14 protein-coding genes and 1 tRNA gene are annotated in these 22,287 nt (G+C 52.5%); 7 read left to right on the top strand and 8 right to left on the bottom strand.

Translation table 11 applies throughout. The features are described from left to right. Window positions 1–1,348 (bottom strand): PhoH family protein (locus CAG64_RS19975; protein ID WP_161489352.1); only part of this gene is annotated, 1,348 nt, incomplete at its 3' end. Window positions 1,349–1,785: 437 nt separating this feature from the next. Here CAG64_RS19975 and rapA point away from each other — a divergent pair. Both rapA and CAG64_RS19965 read left to right on the top strand, forming a co-directional pair. Next, window positions 1,786–4,695, top strand: a complete 2,910-nt coding sequence (gene rapA, locus CAG64_RS19970; RefSeq protein ID WP_161488389.1) for an RNA polymerase-associated protein RapA — start codon at window positions 1,786–1,788, stop codon at window positions 4,693–4,695. A gap of 243 nt (window positions 4,696–4,938) precedes the next feature. Continuing rightward, window positions 4,939–7,920: an Ig-like domain-containing protein gene (locus CAG64_RS19965; protein ID WP_161488390.1), complete on the top strand. Its 2,982-nt coding sequence runs from the start codon at window positions 4,939–4,941 to the stop codon at window positions 7,918–7,920. Window positions 7,921–8,002: 82 nt separating this feature from the next. Here the strand turns inward: CAG64_RS19965 and CAG64_RS19960 are convergent, their stop codons facing one another. Beyond that, the gene (locus tag CAG64_RS19960; protein WP_161488391.1) at window positions 8,003–9,274 is read right to left on the bottom strand and encodes an NRAMP family divalent metal transporter; all 1,272 of its coding nucleotides are present in this window, start codon (window positions 9,272–9,274) and stop codon (window positions 8,003–8,005) included. A 196-nt stretch (window positions 9,275–9,470) separates the two neighbouring features. On the opposite strand from CAG64_RS19960, the gene CAG64_RS19955 reads away from it, so the two are divergent. Continuing rightward, window positions 9,471–10,208 (top strand): RluA family pseudouridine synthase, encoded by a 738-nt coding sequence (locus CAG64_RS19955; protein WP_161488392.1) that lies wholly within the window; start codon window positions 9,471–9,473, stop codon window positions 10,206–10,208. Window positions 10,209–10,239: 31 nt separating this feature from the next. Further along, a complete protein-coding gene (locus CAG64_RS19950) occupies window positions 10,240–11,202 on the top strand; it encodes a D-2-hydroxyacid dehydrogenase (RefSeq protein ID WP_161488393.1) in 963 nt (320 codons plus the stop codon). Window positions 11,203–11,273: 71 nt separating this feature from the next. Here CAG64_RS19950 and CAG64_RS19945 read toward each other — a convergent pair whose 3' ends face one another. The 3 genes from CAG64_RS19945 to pepA form a co-directional block, all read right to left on the bottom strand. Continuing rightward, complete coding sequence (locus CAG64_RS19945) at window positions 11,274–14,132, bottom strand: valine--tRNA ligase (RefSeq protein WP_161488394.1); 2,859 nt, start codon at window positions 14,130–14,132, stop codon at window positions 11,274–11,276. A 95-nt stretch (window positions 14,133–14,227) separates the two neighbouring features. Continuing rightward, window positions 14,228–14,677: a DNA polymerase III subunit chi gene (locus CAG64_RS19940; protein ID WP_021706828.1), complete on the bottom strand. Its 450-nt coding sequence runs from the start codon at window positions 14,675–14,677 to the stop codon at window positions 14,228–14,230. Between the two features lie 68 nt (window positions 14,678–14,745). Next, window positions 14,746–16,254: a leucyl aminopeptidase gene (pepA, locus tag CAG64_RS19935; RefSeq protein ID WP_021706827.1), complete on the bottom strand. Its 1,509-nt coding sequence runs from the start codon at window positions 16,252–16,254 to the stop codon at window positions 14,746–14,748. A gap of 190 nt (window positions 16,255–16,444) precedes the next feature. On the opposite strand from pepA, the gene lptF reads away from it, so the two are divergent. Beyond that, window positions 16,445–17,554 carry an LPS export ABC transporter permease LptF gene (gene lptF / locus CAG64_RS19930; RefSeq protein ID WP_161488395.1) on the top strand — a complete coding sequence of 370 codons (1,110 nt, stop codon included), beginning with the start codon at window positions 16,445–16,447 and terminating at the stop codon, window positions 17,552–17,554. Window positions 17,555–17,556: 2 nt separating this feature from the next. After that, entirely contained in the window at window positions 17,557–18,627 is a 1,071-nt protein-coding gene (lptG, locus tag CAG64_RS19925) for an LPS export ABC transporter permease LptG (RefSeq protein WP_021706825.1), read from the top strand. Window positions 18,628–18,674: 47 nt separating this feature from the next. On the opposite strand, the gene CAG64_RS19920 is transcribed toward lptG, so the two are convergent. Next, a complete protein-coding gene (locus CAG64_RS19920) occupies window positions 18,675–19,151 on the bottom strand; it encodes an RDD family protein (RefSeq protein ID WP_021706824.1) in 477 nt (158 codons plus the stop codon). A 107-nt stretch (window positions 19,152–19,258) separates the two neighbouring features. Beyond that, complete coding sequence (locus CAG64_RS19915) at window positions 19,259–20,527, bottom strand: DUF2254 domain-containing protein (RefSeq protein ID WP_161488396.1); 1,269 nt, start codon at window positions 20,525–20,527, stop codon at window positions 19,259–19,261. A 263-nt stretch (window positions 20,528–20,790) separates the two neighbouring features. On the opposite strand from CAG64_RS19915, the gene CAG64_RS19910 reads away from it, so the two are divergent. Continuing rightward, a tRNA-Leu gene (locus CAG64_RS19910) sits at window positions 20,791–20,875 on the top strand. 174 nt (window positions 20,876–21,049) lie between these two features. On the opposite strand, the gene cod is transcribed toward CAG64_RS19910, so the two are convergent. Further along, window positions 21,050–22,273, bottom strand: coding sequence for a chitin oligosaccharide deacetylase (cod, locus tag CAG64_RS19905; RefSeq protein ID WP_161489353.1), 1,224 nt, complete (start codon window positions 22,271–22,273; stop codon window positions 21,050–21,052). Window positions 22,274–22,287: the final 14 nt, after the last annotated feature.

The following is a 22,287-nucleotide window of genomic DNA, read 5'->3' as shown; positions in this document are numbered from 1 at the left end:
GACGACTGCGGACCACGCCGTTGAGGTGAATGTTGGCGCTGCCTTCAAAGTTTTTGAAGCGTTCAACCATGTAGGTCAGGCCGGAGGTGACCGGAGTCAGGTAGTGAGAGTCGATCTGGGCCAGGTTACCCGAGCAAACGATCTTCGTACCTTCACCACAGCGGGTAATGATGGTTTTGATCTGTGAAGCGGTCAGGTTCTGACATTCATCGAGCAGCACAAATGCATTTTGAATTGAGCGGCCGCGCATGAAGTTGATCGACTTGAACTGAATGTTGGCTTTGTCGCAGATGTATTTGAGAGAGCCTTCAGTGCAGTGATCGTGTTTGTGCAGCGCTTCCAGTGTGTCGGTGACCGCCGCCAGCCAGGGCATCATTTTCTCTTCTTCTGTCCCGGGCAGGAAGCCGATGGACTCACCGATATCTGGCGTATTACGGGTGACGATGATCTTATCGAACATGCCTTTCTCAATGGTCTGCTCAAGCGCCGCCGCCATCGCCAACAGGGTTTTACCACTGCCGGCTGCTCCGGTGAGGATCACCAGATCGATGTCGGGATCGAGCAGGGCATCCAGCGCCATGCCCTGATAGATGTTTTTCGGCGTGATATCCCACGCTTTGCGGTGCATCATACGTTCGCGGCTGAGATCGCGCAGCGTAATTTGCTCCGGATTGATCGACTCGACTCGTCCGGCGAAGTCACTTTCCTGGTCGATGACGTATTGATTAATGAAGGTCGGTTCAAACGGCCCACGGGCCAGAGTGTGATAGGTGTAGCCGTTGATGGTACGGCTGTCGACCTGATCGATGTTGCTCCAGAAGTCACCTTCTACCTGCTGAAAGCCTTTGGTCAGGTACTGAACGTCATCGATCAGTTGATCGGTCCGGTAGTCTTCGACAAAGCGCACGCCGGCACCTTTGGCACGCAGACGCATATTGATGTCTTTGGTGATCAACACGACTTCGCGCGGCGCCCGTTTATTTTGCAGGTACAACACCGCGTTGAGAATCCGGTTGTCACCCTCTTTGTCGGTGAAGGCTTTGACGGTTTCCTGCAGTTCAAAATCGGCCAGAATGGAGATGTGGCCTGTCTCATTGCCTTCCTTATTGATGGGAATGCCTTCTGAAATCTGATCGGGAGTGGCGTCACGGAACAGGTCTTCAAGTGCGCGAATCGCCACACGAGCATCGCGCGCCACATCGCGTTTGCTGTCTTTGATTCGGTCGAGTTCTTCGAGGACGGTCATGGGAATGACCACGTCGTGTTCTTGGAAGGAATAGATGGCAAAAGGTTCGTGAAGAAGGATATTGGTGTCGAGTACAAACAGTTTCCGATCGGTATCGCCCATAAGCGTCTCCTTGCCGCAGCGCGGCGTGCTTAGCCGAAGATGCTTGCAACAGAGGTGACGGATTTCTGCTTGCCGGGATGCGAGGGAGAAATCCACTACGTGCTGCAAACCCGTGTTGATACATCGTCTCGTATACCGAAGATACAGGCTTAAGCTTATGAGTCCGTAAGTGCTGTCCTGCATATTCAGTTCGAGTATAGCAACACTCCTGACTAGGAATGACACGAATTTCTTACAGTTTGATTTCAGCCACAAAAGCGCGGTAAAAAAAACGTCGTAAACGGGGTGTTTGCACGTGACCTGTATCACAGCTTCAAGTAATATTAGCGGCCTTTTTTCCACCTCCTTACTGAGCCGGATTATCCTGTTCAGTCGCCTTTCAACAGGTGGGATTCACACTAAAATAGTTTCAGACCAACAGATGAGGTAGTCGATTCATGACATTTGCTTTGGGGCAGCGCTGGATTAGCGATACGGAAAGCGATTTGGGATTAGGTACCGTCGTAGCAATGGATGCTCGAACCGTAACGCTGATGTTCTCAGCATCGGAGGAAAACCGGGTTTATGCCCGCAAAGATGCGCCAGTGACCCGGGTGACGTTTAATCCCGGTGACCTTATCGAATGTCAGGAAGGCTGGTCTCTGAGCGTTGAGGACGTGCAGGAAAGCAATGGTCTATTCAGCTATATCGGCACCCGGCAAGACACCGGCGAAAGCGGTGTGGTGCTGCGTGAAATCATGCTCAGCAACCAGATTCGTTTCAATAAGCCACAGGACAAACTGTACGCCGGCCAGATTGATCGTATGGACAATTTTGTCCTGCGTTATCGTGCCCTGAGCAATCAATACCAACAACACAAGAGCCCGATGCGTGGTTTGTGTGGCATGCGCGCCGGCCTCATCCCTCATCAATTGTACATCGCTCACGAAGTTGGCCGCCGTCATGCTCCGCGTGTGCTGCTGGCGGACGAAGTGGGGCTGGGGAAAACCATCGAAGCTGGGATGATCATTCACCAGCAGGTCCTGTCTGGGCGTGCGGAGCGCATTCTGATTGTGGTACCCGAAACTCTGCAGCATCAGTGGCTGGTGGAGATGATGCGTCGTTTCAACCTCCATTTCTCCATTTTTGATGAAGAGCGTTGTGTCGAAGCGTTCGAAGAAGCCGACAACCCGTTTGATACGCAGCAGTACGTGTTGTGTTCATTGGATTTCCTGCGCAAGAGCCGTCAGCGTTTTGAACAGGCGCTGGAAGGGGAGTGGGATCTGCTGGTGGTGGACGAAGCGCATCACCTGGAGTGGAGTCAGGATAATCCGAGCCGTGAATATCAGGTGATTGAAGCGCTGGCAGAGAAAACACCGGGAGTGCTGCTGTTGACCGCGACGCCTGAGCAACTGGGACGTGAGAGCCACTTTGCCCGTTTGCGTCTGCTCGATCCGGATCGCTTTTACGATTACGCCGCGTTTGTCGAAGAAGAAGCACAATATGCCCCTGTGGCCGACTCGGTGGCGGCGCTGTTTGCCGGTGAGCAACTGGCGGATGCAGCCAAAAACCAGATCAGTGAGTTGTTGTCCGAGCAGGATGTCGAACCACTGTTTCGAATCATTGAAAGCAACAGCGACCAAGACGCCAAAGCGAGTGCCCGTCAGGAACTGATCGATAACCTGATGGACCGCCACGGCACCGGACGCGTGCTGTTTCGCAACACCCGTGCCGCCATCAAAGGCTTCCCGCAGCGCAATGTACAGTTGCTGCCGATGGACATTCCGTCACAGTACACTACGTCGATGCGCGTTGCCGGTATGTTGGGTGGCAAGATGAGCGATCAGGCCCGGGCTTTAAAGAACCTCTATCCGGAAGAAATCTTCCAGGAATTTGAAGGCGATGACGCCAGTTGGTGGCAGTTCGACTCTCGGGTCAACTGGCTGCTGGAGAAGATCAAAGAAAAACGCAGCGAGAAGATCCTGGTGATTGCATCGCGAGCCAACACGGCACTGCAACTGGAGCAGGCGTTGCGAGAGCGTGAAGGGATCCGCGCAACGGTCTTCCATGAGGGAATGTCGATTCTCGAGCGTGATAAAGCGGCGGCGTACTTTGCACAGGAAGAGGGCGGCGCTCAGGTACTGATTTGCAGTGAAATCGGCTCGGAAGGGCGCAACTTTCAGTTTGCTAATCAGTTGGTGATGTTCGATCTGCCGTTCAACCCGGATCTGCTGGAGCAGCGTATCGGTCGTCTGGATCGGATTGGACAACAACGCGATATCGACATTTATGTGCCGTACCTGAAAGACACGGCACAGGCGATCCTCGCTCGTTGGTTTGATGAAGGTCTGAACGCGTTTGCCGAAACCTGCCCGACCGGGCGCGCGGTGTACGATCAGTACGCCGATGCGCTGATTGAGATGCTGGCCAGCGGAAATGTGGACGCGCTGGATGAGGTGATAGAGGCGTCTGCCAAGCTGAACAAGTCATTGAAATCGCAGCTCGAACAGGGGCGTGACCGTTTACTGGAAATGCACTCTAATGGTGGCGACAAAGCGCAGCAAATCGTGGAAAAAATTGCTTCAACCGACGGTGATACCAATTTGGTGACGTTTGCTCTTAGCCTGTTTGACACCATTGGTCTTAATCAGGATGACAAAGGCGAGAACGCCTTGGTGGTCACTCCGTCGGAGCATATGATGGTACCGAGCTATCCGGGGTTGCCGTATGAAGGCGCCACCATCACGTTTGACCGGGATACAGCGCTGTCACGCGAAGATATGCACTTCATCAGTTGGGAGCACCCGATGATTCAGGGAGGGATTGATCTGCTGATGAGTGAAGGGGTCGGCACCTGTGCAGTGTCGCTGCTGAAAAACAAAGCCCTGCCGGTGGGCACCATTTTGCTCGAGCTGGTTTATCTGGTGGATGCGCAGGCACCAAAAAGCAGTGGCATCAACCGCTTCCTGCCGCAGACGCCAATCCGACTGATGCTTGATAAACAGGGCAACGATCTGTCCGCTCAGGTGGAGTTCGAAAGCTTTAACCGTCAGCTGAGTCCAGTGAACCGTCATTTGGCCAGCAAGTTGGTGAACTCAGTACAGGCGCAGGTGCATCAGTTGATTGAACAGGCTGATCAGCGCATTGTCGAGCAGGTCGCGGCGGTACGTGATCAGGCTCAGCAGGAGATGCAGGCCAGTCTCAACAGTGAGCTGGGGCGCCTACAGGCACTCAAAGCCGTCAATCCAAATATCCGTGATGAAGAGCTGGAAGCCATCGATCGTCAGATTCAGGCATTGTCGGATTACATCAGTCGTGCTCAGTATCAGCTGGACTCTCTGCGTCTGATTGTGGTGTCTCATAACTGAGCCATGCTGTGACACTCTCAGGGCAGACACAGACTGGTCTGTTGCCAACAAAAAAACCTGCTGCGGCAGGTTTTTTGTTGGCGAAGCCTCAATCAGGGCCTGATAGGGTGACTTTTATCACGCATTCAATGAGTTGGGAGTCGCAGACCAGGATATTTCTTACCCATATTTCATGGAAAACATGAAAATACTTCATATCCTACTTATTGCTTATGTTGTTGACGTGAATAATAAGGATATGAAATGGGTAGACGATTCAAAAATGGATGCCTCAGAGCCGCTGTAGTACTGATGTTATCGACATTGGGACTGGTCGGGTGTAACAGTGACTCCGACGATGATGTGTCCAGCCAGGTGCAGGCATTGTCGTTCAATGTGACCAATACGACCGATGACACGCCACTATCGAATCTGGAAGTGAGATTTGTGTTTGATGTCAGCAATCAGTCACAGGACTTTCGGGTGAGTGTGACTGACGTTTCGGGGCGTGAGGTGGCCGGTTATGTTGACGGGGCGGCTTATCAAAGTAATGTGCTGCTGGTTCCGGACTCAGGCATCGTGCCAATTTCTATCAGTGTTTTCAACGCGTCCTCCAGTGGTGACAGCCGAGCCAGTTTGACACTGGTGACGCACGGCAAAGGCTTTTTCTCTAACTCCCAATATTTCGATCTGACCCAAACGTCGATGGAGACGAGCTACTGGGTCGAGGTCATGCCGAAATCTTCCTCTGACGATGTGGCGACTGCGTACGCAGCGCAAATCGTCGCCATGTCCGGTTCCTCAACCGCGAGCACGCTGACGTTGTCCACGCCTATCCAGTCAACTACCACCAGCGGGGGGCGGATTCTCGATGGAGCCAGCGCCAGTTTAACCATCCCTGCCGGTACGACCCTGCTGGCTGAAGACGGGTCGGCGTTTGTGCCCGTCGGTGACATCACCGCGTCGTTGATGATGTTCTCCGCCGATCCCCAGGGGATTGCCGACGCAGACAACAATCCGTTGTACCTGTTCCCGGGGGGGCTGTCGCCACAAGAAGTCACCGGTGATTTACCGGCAGACATTCGCTCTGCTACCGGGTTGACCTTTATTTCTGCAGGCTTTGTGGCCATCGAACTGGAAGACGAAGCGGGCAATCAGGTCAAAGGCTTTGATGGCAGCGGGATTCGCCTGACCTTTGACGTGCCTAAGTCCACCACCAACCCAAATACCGGCGCACCGCTTTCTCTCAATGATCAAACCATCCCGATCTGGAGCTATACCGACACCACGGGTAAATGGCACTATGAAGGGGAGGCGAGTATCGTGAAGGAAAACAGCGATACCTTTACCCTATCCAAGCAGATCACTCATCTGTCTTATTATAATCTCGACTGGTATGGTCAGGATCGTTGTAAGCTGGACATCGATGTGGTCGACCAGAATGGTGAGCCGAATAATCAGAAACTGAGGCTGTCGTTTGCTAAAGCTGGCGGTGGCTGGGCCTACAAGCCGTCGGGCTGGGGTGACAATCCGGAAAAACTGGAAATTAACCGGGTACCGGCGTTTGCGGGGCATTTTGATTTGCTGGACAGTCAGGGCAACAGCTTACTGGCCTCGATAGAAGTTGATGGTCAGGTGACATCGGTTGCCAGTGGTGACACCGGCCTGGATCTGGACGATTTTTGTTTTGGTTTGTCGGGGGATAACACCAAGTCGCTGAAAGCCACCCTGAATATCACTAATCCACCGACGATTGATATCCAGCCGAGTCTGAATCTGGTGTGTCCGACCAACACCAGTGTTGCTCAGGCGGTGACCTCTGGCCGCTATTACCTCTATTCCGGTTATTCCTATGAGTCGTCCGGCGAGATCTCCGGGGATACGCTGTCACTGACGAATTTGCTGCAAGATGGGCTCTATCGTCTGTACTACTATGGCGGACAAACCTGGGGGCAGGTCGAGTTCACGGCCAGCGCGAATCTGGATGAAATCCAGCTCATGTCGCTGGAGCTGTGCGACAAGATCGACCAAACCGTAAACGTGCGCTTGGTTTGTCTTGATGATCAGCAAGATGTCACCCGCGAGAAAGCCGCGCCTTCGGCGTACTATTGGATGTATAACCAAGACTACGGCCAATACTTGTGGGGACAAGTGGATGAGGACGGCACCGCTCAGGAGAACCGCGCCGTCGATACGGTTCAGTACGAAGGGTCGGCGTACGTGCGACTGGACAACCAGTATTACTGGGGCGAGCGGCAAACGGTGACCGCCAGTGATTCACAGCCGGTTGTGTTCGATATCGCACTGCCTTCGGATCACACCTTCTGTAGCGAGGTCCTGGCGATAGATTACAGCCAAACCACCATCAGTGCATCGGCATCAACGGCGCCGGCCGATGGTACGTCAACCATCACACTGACAGTGCAGGAAAAAGATCAGTATGGTAATGATAGAAGTGATAACAGCGGTACCTTAACGCTGGTGGCGAGCCCGGATTCTGGAGTCTCCATTACGGAGATCACCTCGCAGGGAGATGGGACGTATACCGCCAAAATCACTTCGTCGAATGCACAGTCGGTCACTGTCTCAGGCAGTATTGATGGTAATGCACTGGGAGGCAGCGTAACGGTGGAATTCCTGTCTGTGGTGGATATTGTCACCAACTCAACGCTGGCCGTCGCGAATGAAGCGATGGATATCGCCGCGACCACAACTCTGACTGTGACACTCAAAGACGGCGATAATCAGGATTATACGCAAAGCGGCGGAACGCTGGAGTTGGCGTCATCGCCGTCTGGACTGGTGTTTACGGATATCACCGATAATACTGACGGTACTTACAGTGCCACTGTGTCAGCGACGGACGCCGGCAGTTATACGATTTCCGCTACGGTAGGCGGCGAGGTGCTGAGCAACACAGCGCCGCTGACGATAACGGCAGTCGATACGTCGTTGAGTGCGGTGTCTCCGGATACGGTCGCCCAGGATGAAGGCAGTACCACCAACGTGACCTTAACGCTACGCCAAGCAGACAACTCCGTGGTCGGACACGGTGGTCATACGGTGACTGCGACTGGGCTGGCGATTGATTTCGGGCTGGTCAGTGTCGCAACCACCGATCATGATGATGGTACCTACACGTTGGCGGTCACCTGCGACAACGGATTTAATGGTTCACAGGACATTAACGTCAATGTGAACGCAATCGTCGTGGATACCTTATCGGTCAGTTGTAACAGTATTTAGCGGTAAAGACCGTACGACAAAGGGCAAGCGTGAGCTTGCCCTTTGTATTTTCTGGATACCGATGGCGCTTTTCAGGCCGGCGTTACATCAACCACTTCCACCACACAAACAGCGCCAGAAAGCCAAACAGATACACCAGACCGGCGAGCGACAACCATCTGAGTTTACGACTCAAGGCCAGATTGGCCGGCAGCGCGGTGCGAGTCACCAGAATGTAGTTCAATAACGCGAAGAAAGGGGTGGTCATAAATGCCATCACCATGGCGAAGTCAAGCATGGGTAACAGCGCTGACATCCAGAACATCAGAATGGCCAGAGCGGCACCAGACACCAGCAGCATCCAGGCCTGGGTTATTTTAGGATTGGCCTCTTCTTGATTACGCAGCAGGCGCTGAGACTCGGAAATCACTCGTGAATAGCCATCGATCACGGTAATCGTACTGCCGAAAATCGCAAAAAAGGCGATCACCGCGATCAGGTAACGTGACCACTCACCAATGGTGGAGGCGTACAGGCTGACCAGTTGGTGAGAGAAGCCGACACCAGATTGAGATAGTTCTACTCCCGTACCATGCAGCACCAGGGCGCCCAAAGCGAGAAACACAATGGCCAGCAGTGCCGTGCCGATGTAGCCGACATTGAAATCGAACAGCGCTGACTGAGCGGTAACCTGTTGATGACGACGCTGACTCTTAAGCCACATCGACGTCAGGCTGGAAATTTCAATCGGAGCTGGCATCCAGCCCATGGTCACCACAATAAAACCGATGGCGGCCAGAGTCCAGGGAGAAGGCGCCTCGAATGTGGGCGGCGTGGTGACCGGGTTTCCGGCTGCGACCGCGACGGCCAGTAGTGTTGCCAAAGTCAGGACCAGCATGATGGCCTTAGACAGAGTGTCCAGCGCTTTGTAGTGACCGGCAAACAGGATCACCAGGCAAGTGACAAGAACAATGATGGCTAGTGTGGTCATCGGCAGCTCGAGCGGCATGAAATAACCGAGCAGGCTGGCGCTGAAGAGCGTCAGGGCCGCGGTGTTAATGATCGCGGAAATCACCGCCAGTGCGATAAACAACCACAGATATGGGCGCCCAAGCTTAGCATAACCTTCGACCAGGCTCTCCCCCGTGCCCATGGTGTATTGGATACCGGCCCGGAAAAAGGGGTATTTAAACAGGTTGACCAGCAGGATCAGTGCGGCCAATTGCCAGCCGTAGATGGCACCGGCTTTGGTGGAGGCGACCAGGTGGGAGCCACCGACACAGGCCGCAGCCATCATTATTCCGGGGCCCAGAGAGCGTATCAGTTGAGGCAGAGAAGCGCGCTTCTCCAACGTTTGCACGGCGGCAGTGTCCATTCTCATTCTTCCTTTATGTTGTATTTGTTTTTTCAGGCGTTTTTATTTTTGTCAATATTCTCTATGAGTATCATAGATTTTTACTCCGTCCAAAGGGATTTACATGGTTGTGATCATTTTATCGTGACAGATGGGCATTCAGCCGCTCTGGCTCTCCTGCTATACTCGTCGGTCATCGATTGAGTAGAGACAAACTATGGCCATGCTGGAATATCACCCGCCAACCCAACCCTGGGTCGATGTGGTTTATGAAGATGACCACATCATTGCCGTCAACAAACCCTCGGGCCTGTTGTCGGTTCCCGGGCGACTGGAAGAGCATTACGACAGCATGTGGAGCCGTCTTCTGGAGAGCTATCCTGATGTCAAAGTAGTACATCGATTGGATATGTCGACGTCTGGATTAATGGTGTTTGGCAAAAATCGCCATGTGGAAGCGGCGCTGAAGAAACAGTTCCAATATCGACTGACACATAAAGTGTACTATGCACGCGTGTGGGGAGAGGTTGAGCAACAGGAGGGGGAAGTGGATCTGCCCTTGTGTTGTGATTGGCCAAATCGGCCAAAACAGATGGTGAGCCATGAACGCGGTAAGCCTTCCCGAACTTTGTATCAGGTTGCCAAACGTGAAGAGAAAACCACGGTGGTGCGGCTGTTTCCGATCACCGGGCGCTCGCATCAGTTACGGGTCCACATGCAAGCGATAGGACACCCGATCGTCGGGGATGAGTTCTATGCTGAGCAAGAGGCGTATCAGTTTTCTGAGCGTTTAGAATTACATGCGGCAGAGCTGAGTTTCTACCACCCGCGTAGTCACTGGTTGCGCAATATCTTTGTGCCGTGTGATTTCTATCCTGAAGCTCAGGAGATGATCTTTGATTATTTCGATCCTGTGCGAAAATTGCCAGACTATAAAATGCTGCCGCGTCCATAACGAGACCGCTTAGGCAGCACAAGGAGATTGTATGTCGCTGCCTACTATTGTGTTTCTCGACCGGGCCACTATCCCGGCTCATATCCGTCTGCCGCATCTACCGTTTGATCATCAATGGGTAGAATATGACTTAACCGCGCCTGAGCACGTGTTTGAGCGGGTGCAAAGTGCCGATATCGTCATCACCAACAAAGTTGTGCTGGATGAGCCATTACTGCGCCGTCTTCCGGAGCTGAAATTGATCGCCGTGGCGGCAACCGGATATAACAATGTCGACCTCCAGACTTGTCGTTCGCTCGGTATCGCTGTTGCCAATGTCAGAGGGTATGCCACTCAGTCGGTTCCTGAGCATGTAGTCGCGATGATGTTTGCACTGCGGCGCAACTTGGTGGGCTACCATCAGGATATCCAACAGGGAGAATGGCAGCGCAACAAGCAGTTCTGCTTCTTTACGCATCCGATCGGAGACATTGCCGGGGCCACGCTGGGTGTGATAGGCAGTGGCGAGTTGGGACAGGCAACCGCGGTACTGGCCCAAGCGCTGGGGATGCACGTTATTTTTGCTGAACGTAAAGGTGTGCAGCAGTGCCGGGAAGGCTACCTGCCGTTTGAACAGGTACTGATGCTGGCCGATGTTCTGACCCTGCACTGTCCGTTGAACGCCGAAACGCACCATTTGATCGGTGCCAAAGAGTTGGCCCGGATGAAGCCTGATTCGGTATTGATCAATACCGGTCGCGGTGGCCTGGTGGATGAAGCCGCACTGGTGGCTGCGTTACAGAGAGGGGGGATTGGCGCAGCGGGCGTAGACGTCTTCAGTACTGAGCCAGCGGATGAGCACAATCCGTTGTTGGCGAACATGAACATGCCCAACCTGCTACTGACTCCGCATGTGGCTTGGGGCAGTGACTCATCGATTGAAAAACTGGCCCACATTCTGATCGAGAACATCCAGGCATTTGTAGAAGGGGGCGAACAAAACCGCTTGGTATAGTCCGCTTATCGAATGAATCCAGACAGAAAAAAGGCAGCGAAATCGCTGCCTTTTGGGTGCCTGTCTCCGCGTTACAGCGCGGCGATGGTGGTCTTTTGCTCGGCCAGTTTCACCAGCGTTTCTTTGTAACCGTCCAGCTTCTCGCGCTCTTTCGCAACGACCGCTTCCGGCGCTTTAGCGACAAAGCCTGCGTTGTTCAGCTTGCCTTCCAGACGCTTGATTTCACCTTCGGTTTTCTTGATTTCGCCATCCAGACGAGCCAGTTCTGCGTCTTTGTCGATCAAGCCCGCCATTGGGATCATCAGTTCAGACTTCGCTACCAGTGCAGTGGCACACGCTGGCATCTCTTCACCGGCGGCGAGCACGCGCACAGACTCAAGCTTCGCCAGAGAAACCAATACTTGTTTGTTGGCTTCCAGGCGCACTGCGTCTTTCTCGCTGGCGGCTTTGAGCATCACTTCCAGTGGTTTGCCTGGGTTGATGTCGTATTCTGCACGCAGGTTACGAATACTGGTAATGAAAGACTTCACCCATTCGATGTCATCGAGTGCTTCTTGGTGGAAGTTCGCTTCATCGTACTGAGGCAGGGCTTGAAGCATGATGGTGTTACCTTCAACGCTGTCTACCAATGGTTTCACGCTCTGCCAAATGGTTTCGGTGATGTATGGGATCACCGGATGCGCCAGGCGCAGCGTTTTCTCAAGTACTGTGATGAGCGTGCGACGTGTGCCGCGTTGCTGCGCTTCCGAACCTTTCCAAAGCACAGGCTTGGTCAGTTCCAGATACCAGTCACAGAATTGGTTCCAGATAAACTCGTAGAGGGTGTTCGATGCCATATCGAGACGGAAGTTGTCCAGATGATGGTTAAAGTCTTTGGCTGCCAGTTCAAACTGAGACTCGATCCACTTATCAGCCAGTGAATATTCGATCTCGCCACCGTTAAAGCCACAATCCTGCTCTTCGGTGTTCATCAGCACGTAGCGGCTGGCGTTCCAAAGCTTGTTACAGAAGTTACGGTAACCTTCCAGGCGCTTCATATCCCAGTTGATGTCGCGACCGGTTGATGCCATCGCGGCCAGAGTGAAACGCAGCGCGTCAGTACCGTAGGCTTCGATACCATTTTCAAACGTCTTACGCGTGTTCTTTTCGATCTTCGCCGCAAGTTGAGGCTGCATCATGTTACCGGTGCGCTTCTCAACCAGAGATTCCAGATCGATGCCATCAATCATATCGATTGGGTCAAGGACATTACCTTTTGACTTCGACATTTTGTCGCCGTTTTCGTCACGGATCAGACCGGTCACGTAAACCGTCTTAAATGGTACCTGCGGCTTGCCGTTTTCATCTTTACAGAAGTGCATCGTCATCATAATCATACGAGCAACCCAGAAGAAGATGATGTCGAAACCAGTGACTAGTACGTCTGAAGGGTGGAAGGTTTTCAGATCGTCAGTGTTCTCTGGCCAACCTTGTGTGCCGAACGTCCATAGCGCTGAAGAGAACCAGGTATCCAATACGTCGTCGTCTTGGCGCAGAACCACAACAGGCGCCAGACCGTTCTTCTGACGAACTTCCTCTTCTGTGCGACCTACGTAGACGTTACCGTCGTTGTCGTACCATGCCGGGATGCGGTGACCCCACCAAAGCTGACGAGAGATACACCAGTCTTGAATGTCGCGCATCCAAGAGAAGTACATGTTTTCGTATTGCTTGGGTACGAACTGGATTTCGCCGTCTTCCACCGCTTTGGTTGCTGTCTCTGCAAGCGGTGCAGTACGTACATACCATTGGTCAGTCAGCATCGGTTCAATAACCACGCCACCACGGTCACCGTAAGGAACGGTTAGGTCGTGGTCTTTGATTTCGTCCAGCAGGCCAAGTGCTTCAAATTCTGCCACGATCGCTTTACGCGCCGCAAAACGCTCCATACCTTGGTATTTGGCTGGAATCTCGGTGGAGTAACCATCGCTTGCTTCGCCGTTGGTGTTAAACACTTCAGCCGTGTCACGAATGTTCGCGTCAAACGTCAGGATGTTGATCATTGGTAGCTGGTGGCGCTTACCGACTTCGTAGTCGTTGAAATCGTGCGCTGGCGTGATTTTCACACAGCCAGTACCTTTTTCCATATCTGCGTGCTCGTCACCCACGATAGGGATACGACGGTCAACGACAGGAAGCAGGATTTCTTTACCGATCAGATCTTTGTAACGAGGATCTTCTGGGTTAACCGCCACACCGGTGTCGCCCAGCATGGTTTCAGGGCGGGTCGTCGCTACAACGATGTAGTCTTTGCCGTCGGCGGTTTTCACACCGTCGGCTAGCGGGTAGCGGAAATGCCACATGTGGCCTTTTTTGTCTTTGTTTTCAACTTCCAGGTCCGAGATCGCTGTGTGCAGTTTTGGATCCCAGTTCACCAGACGCTTACCGCGATAGATCAGATCGTCTTCGTACAGACGCACGAACACTTCCTGAACCGCGTTAGACAAGCCATCGTCCATGGTGAAACGTTCACGATCCCAGTCGACCGAGGCACCCAGACGACGCAGCTGTTTGGTAATGGTGCCGCCAGACTGGCCTTTCCATTCCCAGATCTTGTCGATGAACGCATCACGGCCGTAATCGTGCTTGGTTTTGCCTTCTTCTGCTGCGATCTTACGCTCAACCACCATCTGAGTTGCGATGCCCGCGTGGTCGGTACCCACTTGCCAAAGGGTGTTTTTACCCTTCATACGCTCAGCACGGATCAGTGTATCCATGATGGAATCCTGGAACGCGTGGCCCATGTGCAGGCTACCAGTGACGTTCGGTGGCGGGATCATGATGCTGTATGATTCTTTAGTCGTGTCACCGTGTGGCTTAAAGTAGCCTTTCTCTTCCCAAGTCTGATACAGAGCTTGTTCGATTGAAGTTGGGTTGTATGTCTTTTCCATAGCGCTCTTAAATGGATACGTTGATGGTTTAAATCAGTGGTCAATCTCTATAAGTGAACTCTCTGAAGAGAGAGCTTAACTATAAGGATTGACCGTTATGGGTGTTGTATTTCGACCGTCTGCAACTGGTAGCCAGCCTGACGGTAAAGTTTATACCTTTCTCTTGCGAGCTGCTTCGCTTTTTCCTCGCAGGGGACGAAGTCTACCACTTCGGCAAACTTGTTCGCAAAGGTTGTCTCATTATCGGCCAGATTAATCACCAACTGGCGGTTCCAGCTCGGGCGAACACCTTGAAATCCGATTTCGATCGCGGTGGCGTATTTCGGGCCTTCCCCCACCAGATTGTGCGCGACGAACTGATCCGGCTCAACTTGCCAGAACGCTTCGGCCAGCTGTTCAGCATGAATTTTATTGTGACAGTTGAGGTAGACCTTAGCCCCTTGCTTGGCAAAGTGGTGAGCCAGAAAAACCACATACGGTATAAAGCCAGCGGGCTCGGCTTGCGGGCTGCCGTCTTTAACGATGTAAAAGGTTGCCGTTTGCATTGTGTTTTCGTCGTGGTGAAAGTGGTATTAAAAAAGGGCCTGACGGCCCTTTTGGATGTTTGCAGAAATTATTCTTCTGTCTCTTGGCCGCTGCGGTTCAGGAGGAACTGGACAAGCATCGAGACTGGTCGGCCAGTTGAGCCTTTCGCTGCGCCAGATTTCCACGCCGTACCGGCGATATCCAGGTGCGCCCAATTGTACTTTTTCGTGAACTTCGACAGGAAGCAACCGGCCGTAATGGTGCCACCCGGACGACCGCCGATGTTTTGCATATCCGCAAACGGGCTCTTCAGCTGTTCATGGTATTCGTCCGCCATTGGCAGGCGCCATGCACGGTCACTGGCCTGTTCAGACGCATTCACTAATTCGTGCGCCAGCGGGTTGTGGTTCGACAGAACCCCGCTGATGTGATGACCCAGCGCGATCACACAGGCGCCAGTCAGCGTTGCAACGTCGACCACACAATCGGGTTCGAAACGCTCAACGTACGTCAGTGCATCACACAGGACCAAACGACCTTCTGCGTCCGTATTGAGCACTTCGACAGTCTGACCGGACATGGTGGTCAGAATGTCACCCGGACGGTATGCGTTGCTGCCTGGCATGTTCTCACACCCAGCCAGGACACCCACTACGTTCAAAGGCAGATTCAGTTTGGCCAATGCTTTCATCGCACCAAATACCGAAGCTGCACCACACATGTCGTACTTCATCTCATCCATGCCTTCACCGGGTTTGAGTGAAATACCGCCTGAGTCGAATGTCAGACCTTTACCCACCAACACGATAGGTTTGGTGTTCGCATCTGGGTGGCCTTTGTATTCGATGATCGACATCATGGACTCGTTTTTCGAGCCACGACCAACCGCCAGGTAAGACGTCATACCCAGCTTTTCCATCTCTTGCTCACCAATGATTTTGGTGGTGATGGTCTCGTAGTCGTCAGCCAGACGTCGAGCCTGAGAGGCCAGATACGCCGGGTTGGCAACGTTGGGTGGCATGTTACCGAGATCTTTACACGCTTTCACGCCAGATGAGATAGCCAGACCGTGCGTGATCGCTTTTTCACCCAGGCTCAGTTCGCGACGAGTCGGGACATTAAATACCAGTTTACGCAGCGGACGACGGGTTTCCGGTTTGACGGTTTTGAATTGATCAAAGGTGTACAGGCCATCTTTGGTTGCTTCCACCGCCTGGCGGACCTTCCAATAGGTATCACGGCCTTTCACATGCAGTTCAGTCAGGAAGCAGACCGCTTCCATCGAGCCGGTTTCATTCAGCGTACTGATGGTTTTCTGAATGATTTCTTTGTACTGACGCTCACCAAGTTCACGCTCCTTGCCACATCCGACAAGCAGAACACGTTCAGACAGAACGCCTGGTACTTGGTGAAGCAGCAACATCTGCCCCGGTTTTCCTTCCAGATCACCACGACGAAGTAGTGAACTTATGTAGCCATCGCTAATCTTATCTAATTGTTCGGCTACTGGAGAAAGGCGACGTGGCTCAAAGACACCAACGACGATACAGGCACTGCGTTGTTTCTCTGGACTGCCACTTTTTACACTGAACTCCATGCGTACTCCTACATCCTGAAGACAAATAGACCTAAATGTTAGATAATGGACGCTTAACTTGTTGAATCCTTAATCAGGACTAAGTTTAAAAGGTCCTCAACACTTAGTGAAATTTTTAAAAAATAAAAGGTTCAACGGGAAATTATAGTGATTCGACTAAAAAAACAAGTTTTGTATAGGTAATTTCAGCGTGATTATTGTTAGATATTTGATCCGCGAGACACTCAAGAGCCAATTAGCGATATTCTTCGTGCTGTTTCTCGTGTTTCTAAGCCAAAAGTTTATCCGGGTTTTGGCGGAAGCGTCGGATGGTGAAATTCCTGCACGAATGATTATGTCCATCGTCGGGTTGAACATGCCGTCGATGGGGCTGCTCATGCTGCCACTGAGTCTGTTTATTGGCATCCTGCTGACGTTCGGTCGCTTGTACGCGGAAAGTGAAATTACCGTGATGAACGCCACGGGGATCGGCAATAAGTTCCTGATCCGGGCGGCGCTGTATCTGGCGATCATAACCGGTGCGGCCGCGGCATTTAACGCGTTCTGGCTGTCACCGTGGAGTCAGGACAAAGAAGCGCAGCTGATGGAAGAGTTTTCCTCCGAAAACAGTGTGGATCTGTTGCAAAAAGGCACGTTCCAGCGTACGCCGGATGGATCGTCGGTGATGTTCATCGATGACATTAAAGGCAAGCAACTGGAAAACGTGTTTGTGGCTCAGCTGCGTCCGCGTGATTCGGTGTTGCCGAGCGTGGCCTTTTCTGACGCCGGTGTGGTGAAAGAGCTCAGCGACGGGCGTCAGGTGATTCGCATGTTTAACGGTACCCGCTACGAAGGAATGCCAACCAGCGTGCAGTACATGATCACCGATTTTGAGCAGTATGAAGGCTTGATTGGTCAACGTGACGTGAAGAAAAAGCGCCGCGACTGGGAAGCGATCCCAACTCATCAGCTGATCAAAAATCCGGACCCGGAAGCCCAGGCGGAGCTGCAATGGCGGATCTCGTTGGTGGTGTGTATTCCATTGCTGACCATGTTGGTGGTGCCACTCTCTGCGGTTAACCCGCGTCAGGGGCGTTTCGCCAAAATGGGCCCGGCGATCTTGATCTACCTGACTTACTTCCTTGCTATCAGTGCAACCAAATCGGCACTGGAAGACGGAGCCATTCCGGGCTGGCTGGGTATGTGGCCAATCAACCTGTTGTTGTTGATTACCGCGGTCATGGCGAACTCCATGGACAGTGTGGCAATGAGACGATTCAAAGATAAATTACGACAGAAGAAACTGAAAAAGGCAGCCTAACAGTGTTTAAAATTCTGGATCTTTACATTGGCCGAACCATTGTTGCGACCACGTCACTGGTTTTGGTGACCTTTGTCGGTCTGTCGGCCATCATTAAATACGTCGAGCAGTTGCGTAAAGTTGGACAAGGCACCTACGATTTACTGCAGGCACTGTTTTTTGTGGTGTTGAGTATTCCTCGTGATGTCGAAATGTTTTTCCCAATGGCCGCTCTGCTGGGAGCGTTGATCGGGCTTGGGATGTTGGCGTCCAGCTCAGAGCTGGTGGTGATGCAGGCGGCAGGGTATTCCAAACTTAATATTGGTATGTCGGTGCTGAAAACCGCGGTGCCGCTGATGATTTTTGTCACCTTGCTTGGCGAATGGGGCGCACCACAAGCGCAGAAAATGGCGCGTGATTTACGGGCATTTGCCACTTCGGGTGGTAGCCTGATGTCGGTCCGGACCGGGGTTTGGGCGCGTGATGCCAATGATTTTATCTTCATTGGTAAAGTGGATGAAAACAAAATCCACAACCTGAATATGTGGCGTTTTGATAAGAATAAAGATTTGTTCAGCGTTATATACGCCCGCGAGGCGGATTACATCGGTGACAATCAGTGGGAAATGAAGCATGTTCAGCTGACGGACATGACCGATGACATCGTGATCAGTAAAGAAAATTTACCGGAATACCGCTGGGTGACATCCCTGGCGCCCGATAAACTGGCGGTGGTGACCGTCAAACCGGAAGAGCTGTCGTTGTCAGGATTGTATGACTATGTCAGTTATCTGAAAGCGTCAGAACAGGACGCTTCCCGTTACGAGCTGGCGTTATGGCGGAAGATCACCTCGCCGTTTTCGATTGCCGTGATGATGTTGATGGCGCTGTCGTTTATCTTTGGTCCGTTACGTAGTGTGACCATGGGGGCGCGAATTCTGTCAGGGGTAATTGCCGGATTTACCTTTTACATTTCCAGTGAGTTCTTTGGTCCGCTAAGTTTGGTCTATGGCATTCCACCAGCATTGGGTGCGATTGCACCAAGTGTGGTGTTCTTGTGTATTGCCGTGATGCTCATGCGGCGCAAGTTGTAAATCGTCAAATAGAAAAGGAAGGCGCCAGCCTTCCTTTTTTGTATCGCTCAGTTGGCTTTGGGCAGAACCACGACCTGCGTTTTCGCCACCAGATCGTGCAGTCCGCGTTTTTTCGGGTCAACCAGCGCCATAATGTTCGCTAACCCGAAGCCCGCCACCGCCAGTCGCAGCACAGCCTGTGTCCAGCGGATCGCGCTGCCATCTTCGTTTTGGATTCGCAGTTTCCAGGCTCGCATCCCGAGCGTCTGTCCGGCTCGAGTCCAGAAGAAAATAAAGAAGTAGCACCCGGTTAATACCAGGTACAGACTGTACAGCGGGCTCCAGAGCGGATGATTCGTCAATAGATCGCTGACATCCACATAGTTGCCATAGGTGATAAGGCCCGCCGCGAACAAGGCTTCAAGGATCGCAATCACGATACCGCCCGCGATCATTTCAATCGCAATCACAATCAGCGCATCGTAAAACAGCGCCGCCAGACGGCGGAAAAAGCCCGCAGGTGGCAAGGTTTGAGAAGGAGTCATAAATTCGTGTCGTACCAGAAAATTTGGGCGTCAGAATATAGTGCTCATCAGAGGGAGAAAAGTGTCCGCGTTAAGTGACCGGTATTTATGTCGTGGCTATCACAGATTTACCCCCGCCGAGTCTGTGCTGTGATCTGGTGCGACAGTTCGGCAAGCAGGTGTTTCTCCTCTTCGGTGTAATGTTGAGGCAAGGCCAGTTCGAGGGCTTTTTCCGACAAGCGTAGCGCGGGCTGAGCGAAGCGTGCTGGTTGCATACTCGCCAGCGCCAGCAACGATTTCTGCAAACGAATCTGAATGGGGAGTTGTTCACAACCATCATGAGCAATGGGCAGAAAAATATCATCAAACAGATCCTGGTTACTGAGCGCGGGTACATAGAGACGTGGGAACCGGATCGTTTGCGGCGGCTGATCTTGCAACTCCCCCCACAGTGCCAGCGCACGCACCGCTCGGCCCATTACATCAATCGCAGTACCGCTGTCATTAACCGCCGGTGACAGCGCCCGGGATGCAATCTCCGCCAGTACCACCAAACCGAAACGTGGATCCTGATCATAGGAGCGTTCGCTGCGCACGCTGAAGGCAGAAAGCATGTCTTCGCTGTCGGGCGCTGAACCACAAATCCAGGCCAGCGGTTGTCCGAGGTACACAAAGCTGCCAGGTTGTCTGGCCAGATAAATCGTGCAGTCATGATGCTCGGCGAGGTCGTTGAGGTGACGCATATCGACGTGCTGAAGGTAGCCGATCGCCTCGCTGCACAAAGGGTGACTGTTTCGCGGCTTGTGCTCAGGGTGGCTCCAGGGGTGACCGCCCAACCAAGGTGCTGCCCCGCGTTTTTGGATCGCGTCACGCAGGGCCTGCTCCACTTTAGCGGTGGTTTCGTTGACCCGGCCCAACACCGAAAGGTGCTGTATCCAGCGTAGTAAAGTCAGGATGATCATCACGATGACCGCCATAGTGACGACAAACAGATAGATTCGTCCTTGTTGATGGTAGGCGCCAATGCCCAGTGCGATAATGCCAACCAGACTGAACAGAAACGAACCGAGAAATGTCGCCAGCGCATTTTGTGTGGTGCTGTCTTCCATCAGTAAACGCGTCGCTCTGGGGGTGACCCCCGCGCTGGCAGCGCTGTACGCGGAGACCATAATATTGAGCGAGAAAGTGGTCACAGCCAACATACTGGTCGCCAGAATATTGAGAATGTTTTCCAGCAGATCAATATTAACCGTCATCGCGGCGGGTAGGGTCAGCACCTGATTCAGAGCTAGCGATAGCAGGGCGGTCAGCACAGCCAATAAAGCAAACAGTGAGGTACGAAACCACAATTTACGCGTCATCTGATTCAGTAACCACTGCCACTTTGACACCGTCATTGGCGTACTCCTGTCAATTATTCGTTTTATCTCCAAGCGCTATCTGCTGAGAACGCTTTGTTTAGCTTAGATGAAACGTTTGGTAACTGTGTGATGCGGCGGGGAAAAGTGATAAGCGGCGACGGAAAAGGAGGCCAATGAGTGAGGAAATTCGAACTTATGGCGAAATTATCGGCAAACGAGTTGAAATCCTTGCTTTTCTTGTTGCGCACGCTCCGGAGTTACGTATAATGCCATCCATCGAAAGGCAATAGCCTCAAGATGCCGGTGTGGTGAAATTGGTATACACGACGGATTCAAAATCCGTTGCCTTCGGGCGTGGCGGTTCAAGTCCGCCCACCGGTACCATACATAGAAAGGTCGCTTTTATAGCGGCCTTTCGTCGTTTTAGGGTAAAGGCACGTTGCCTTCGAGGTGGCGGCAGGACTGATAGATCCGATCGACTTTTGTTTGGCGCGCAAATATCAAAAAGGCCGCTTTGTGCGGCCTTGATAAGGTTAAGTGTAAACGTCGATTATCAGATCACAGCGCGCTGAACAAACTGTTCTCCTGATCGGGTGTCCAGCTTGCCTGGGAGACGTGCGACACATCTACCTGATAGCGCAGCCCTTTGTAGACGACGATATCGCCCTGTTGATAAGCCACGTTCATGCGCCAGTTGGTTGCAGGATCCGCATTAGTCCATAAGGTAGATGTGGCGGAAGGAGCCCAGTCTGCTTGTGCGGTATGAGGGGTGGCCGCTTGATAAACCGTCCCGTTGTGCAGGACATAATCGCCTTGGTGATAGGTTACACCGACCTGCCAGTTTGGCGTGTAATTATCCATCGTATCAAAGACATAACCGGCTTGTTTGGCCAGACGGATAAACTCCGCCAGTTTCGGTAGGTTTTGGGTTGCGCCCATGCCACGTTTACCATCTTCGAACAGAAACTCATGCGTTAAAACGATCACTTTGTCTGCATGCAATGGGGTGCCACATGGGAAGTTTTGTGTTTTGGAATTGATTGGCTCAAGGGTTGTCGGCGCACAACTGTTTAATGCCGCATCAACGTAGCCGAGAAACGCCGCCGCTTCGGTTAGGCTATTGGCAGGCATAGGGATCCCCCAGTTTTCCGGTGCCCAGTCTACGTCCCAGCCATGAGTCTGATAGCCTTGGTTGGCCAGAATATTCTGTACTTCAATTGACGCCTTGACGCTGTTGGACGGATTGTCGGTATCGCACACGTAGCCCGGCTCCCAGGGCTTGAGTTCATCTGAAGTCGCGCATAAACCGTCAGCCTGGTAGTTTTTGGCGACCCGCCAACCGTTGGTGTAAGGCAAACGAGCCAGTTGATGTCCTTTGTAGTTAGGGTAGCTGCTTATCCCCGGCAGGTATGTTTCCATTACCGTCAGATTCTGAGTGAAAGTGGCGGCGTCATAGAGTGGATCCTGATACGAATTGATCTGGTGATCACCGGTTGCATTACATTCGGCGCCACTCTGTGGGCCAAATTCTTCCACGCAGTTATGGATCATATGATCATAGCTGTGGTTGGCAACAATGTGACCGGAATCCAGGGCCAGCTTGAGCGCTTCCAGAGCGCGATCTTCATTTTCATCACCGATGCCGTCTAAATGCCAGGCGTTAAAGTAAAAGGTGGCTTTGACTCCGCCATCGTTCAACACCTTAATCACATCCAGTGACGCATTGATTGGTCCGTCGTCAAAAGTGAGATAAATCGTACCTTTTACATCCTCCTGAGCCAAAGCGACTGGCGAAC

This window comes from Vibrio sp. V38_P2S17PM301, from assembly GCF_009904845.1.
In the GTDB taxonomy this organism is placed as follows: Bacteria; Pseudomonadota; Gammaproteobacteria; order Enterobacterales; family Vibrionaceae; genus Vibrio; species Vibrio proteolyticus.
This window is presented reverse-complemented; position numbering and strand designations above follow the sequence as displayed.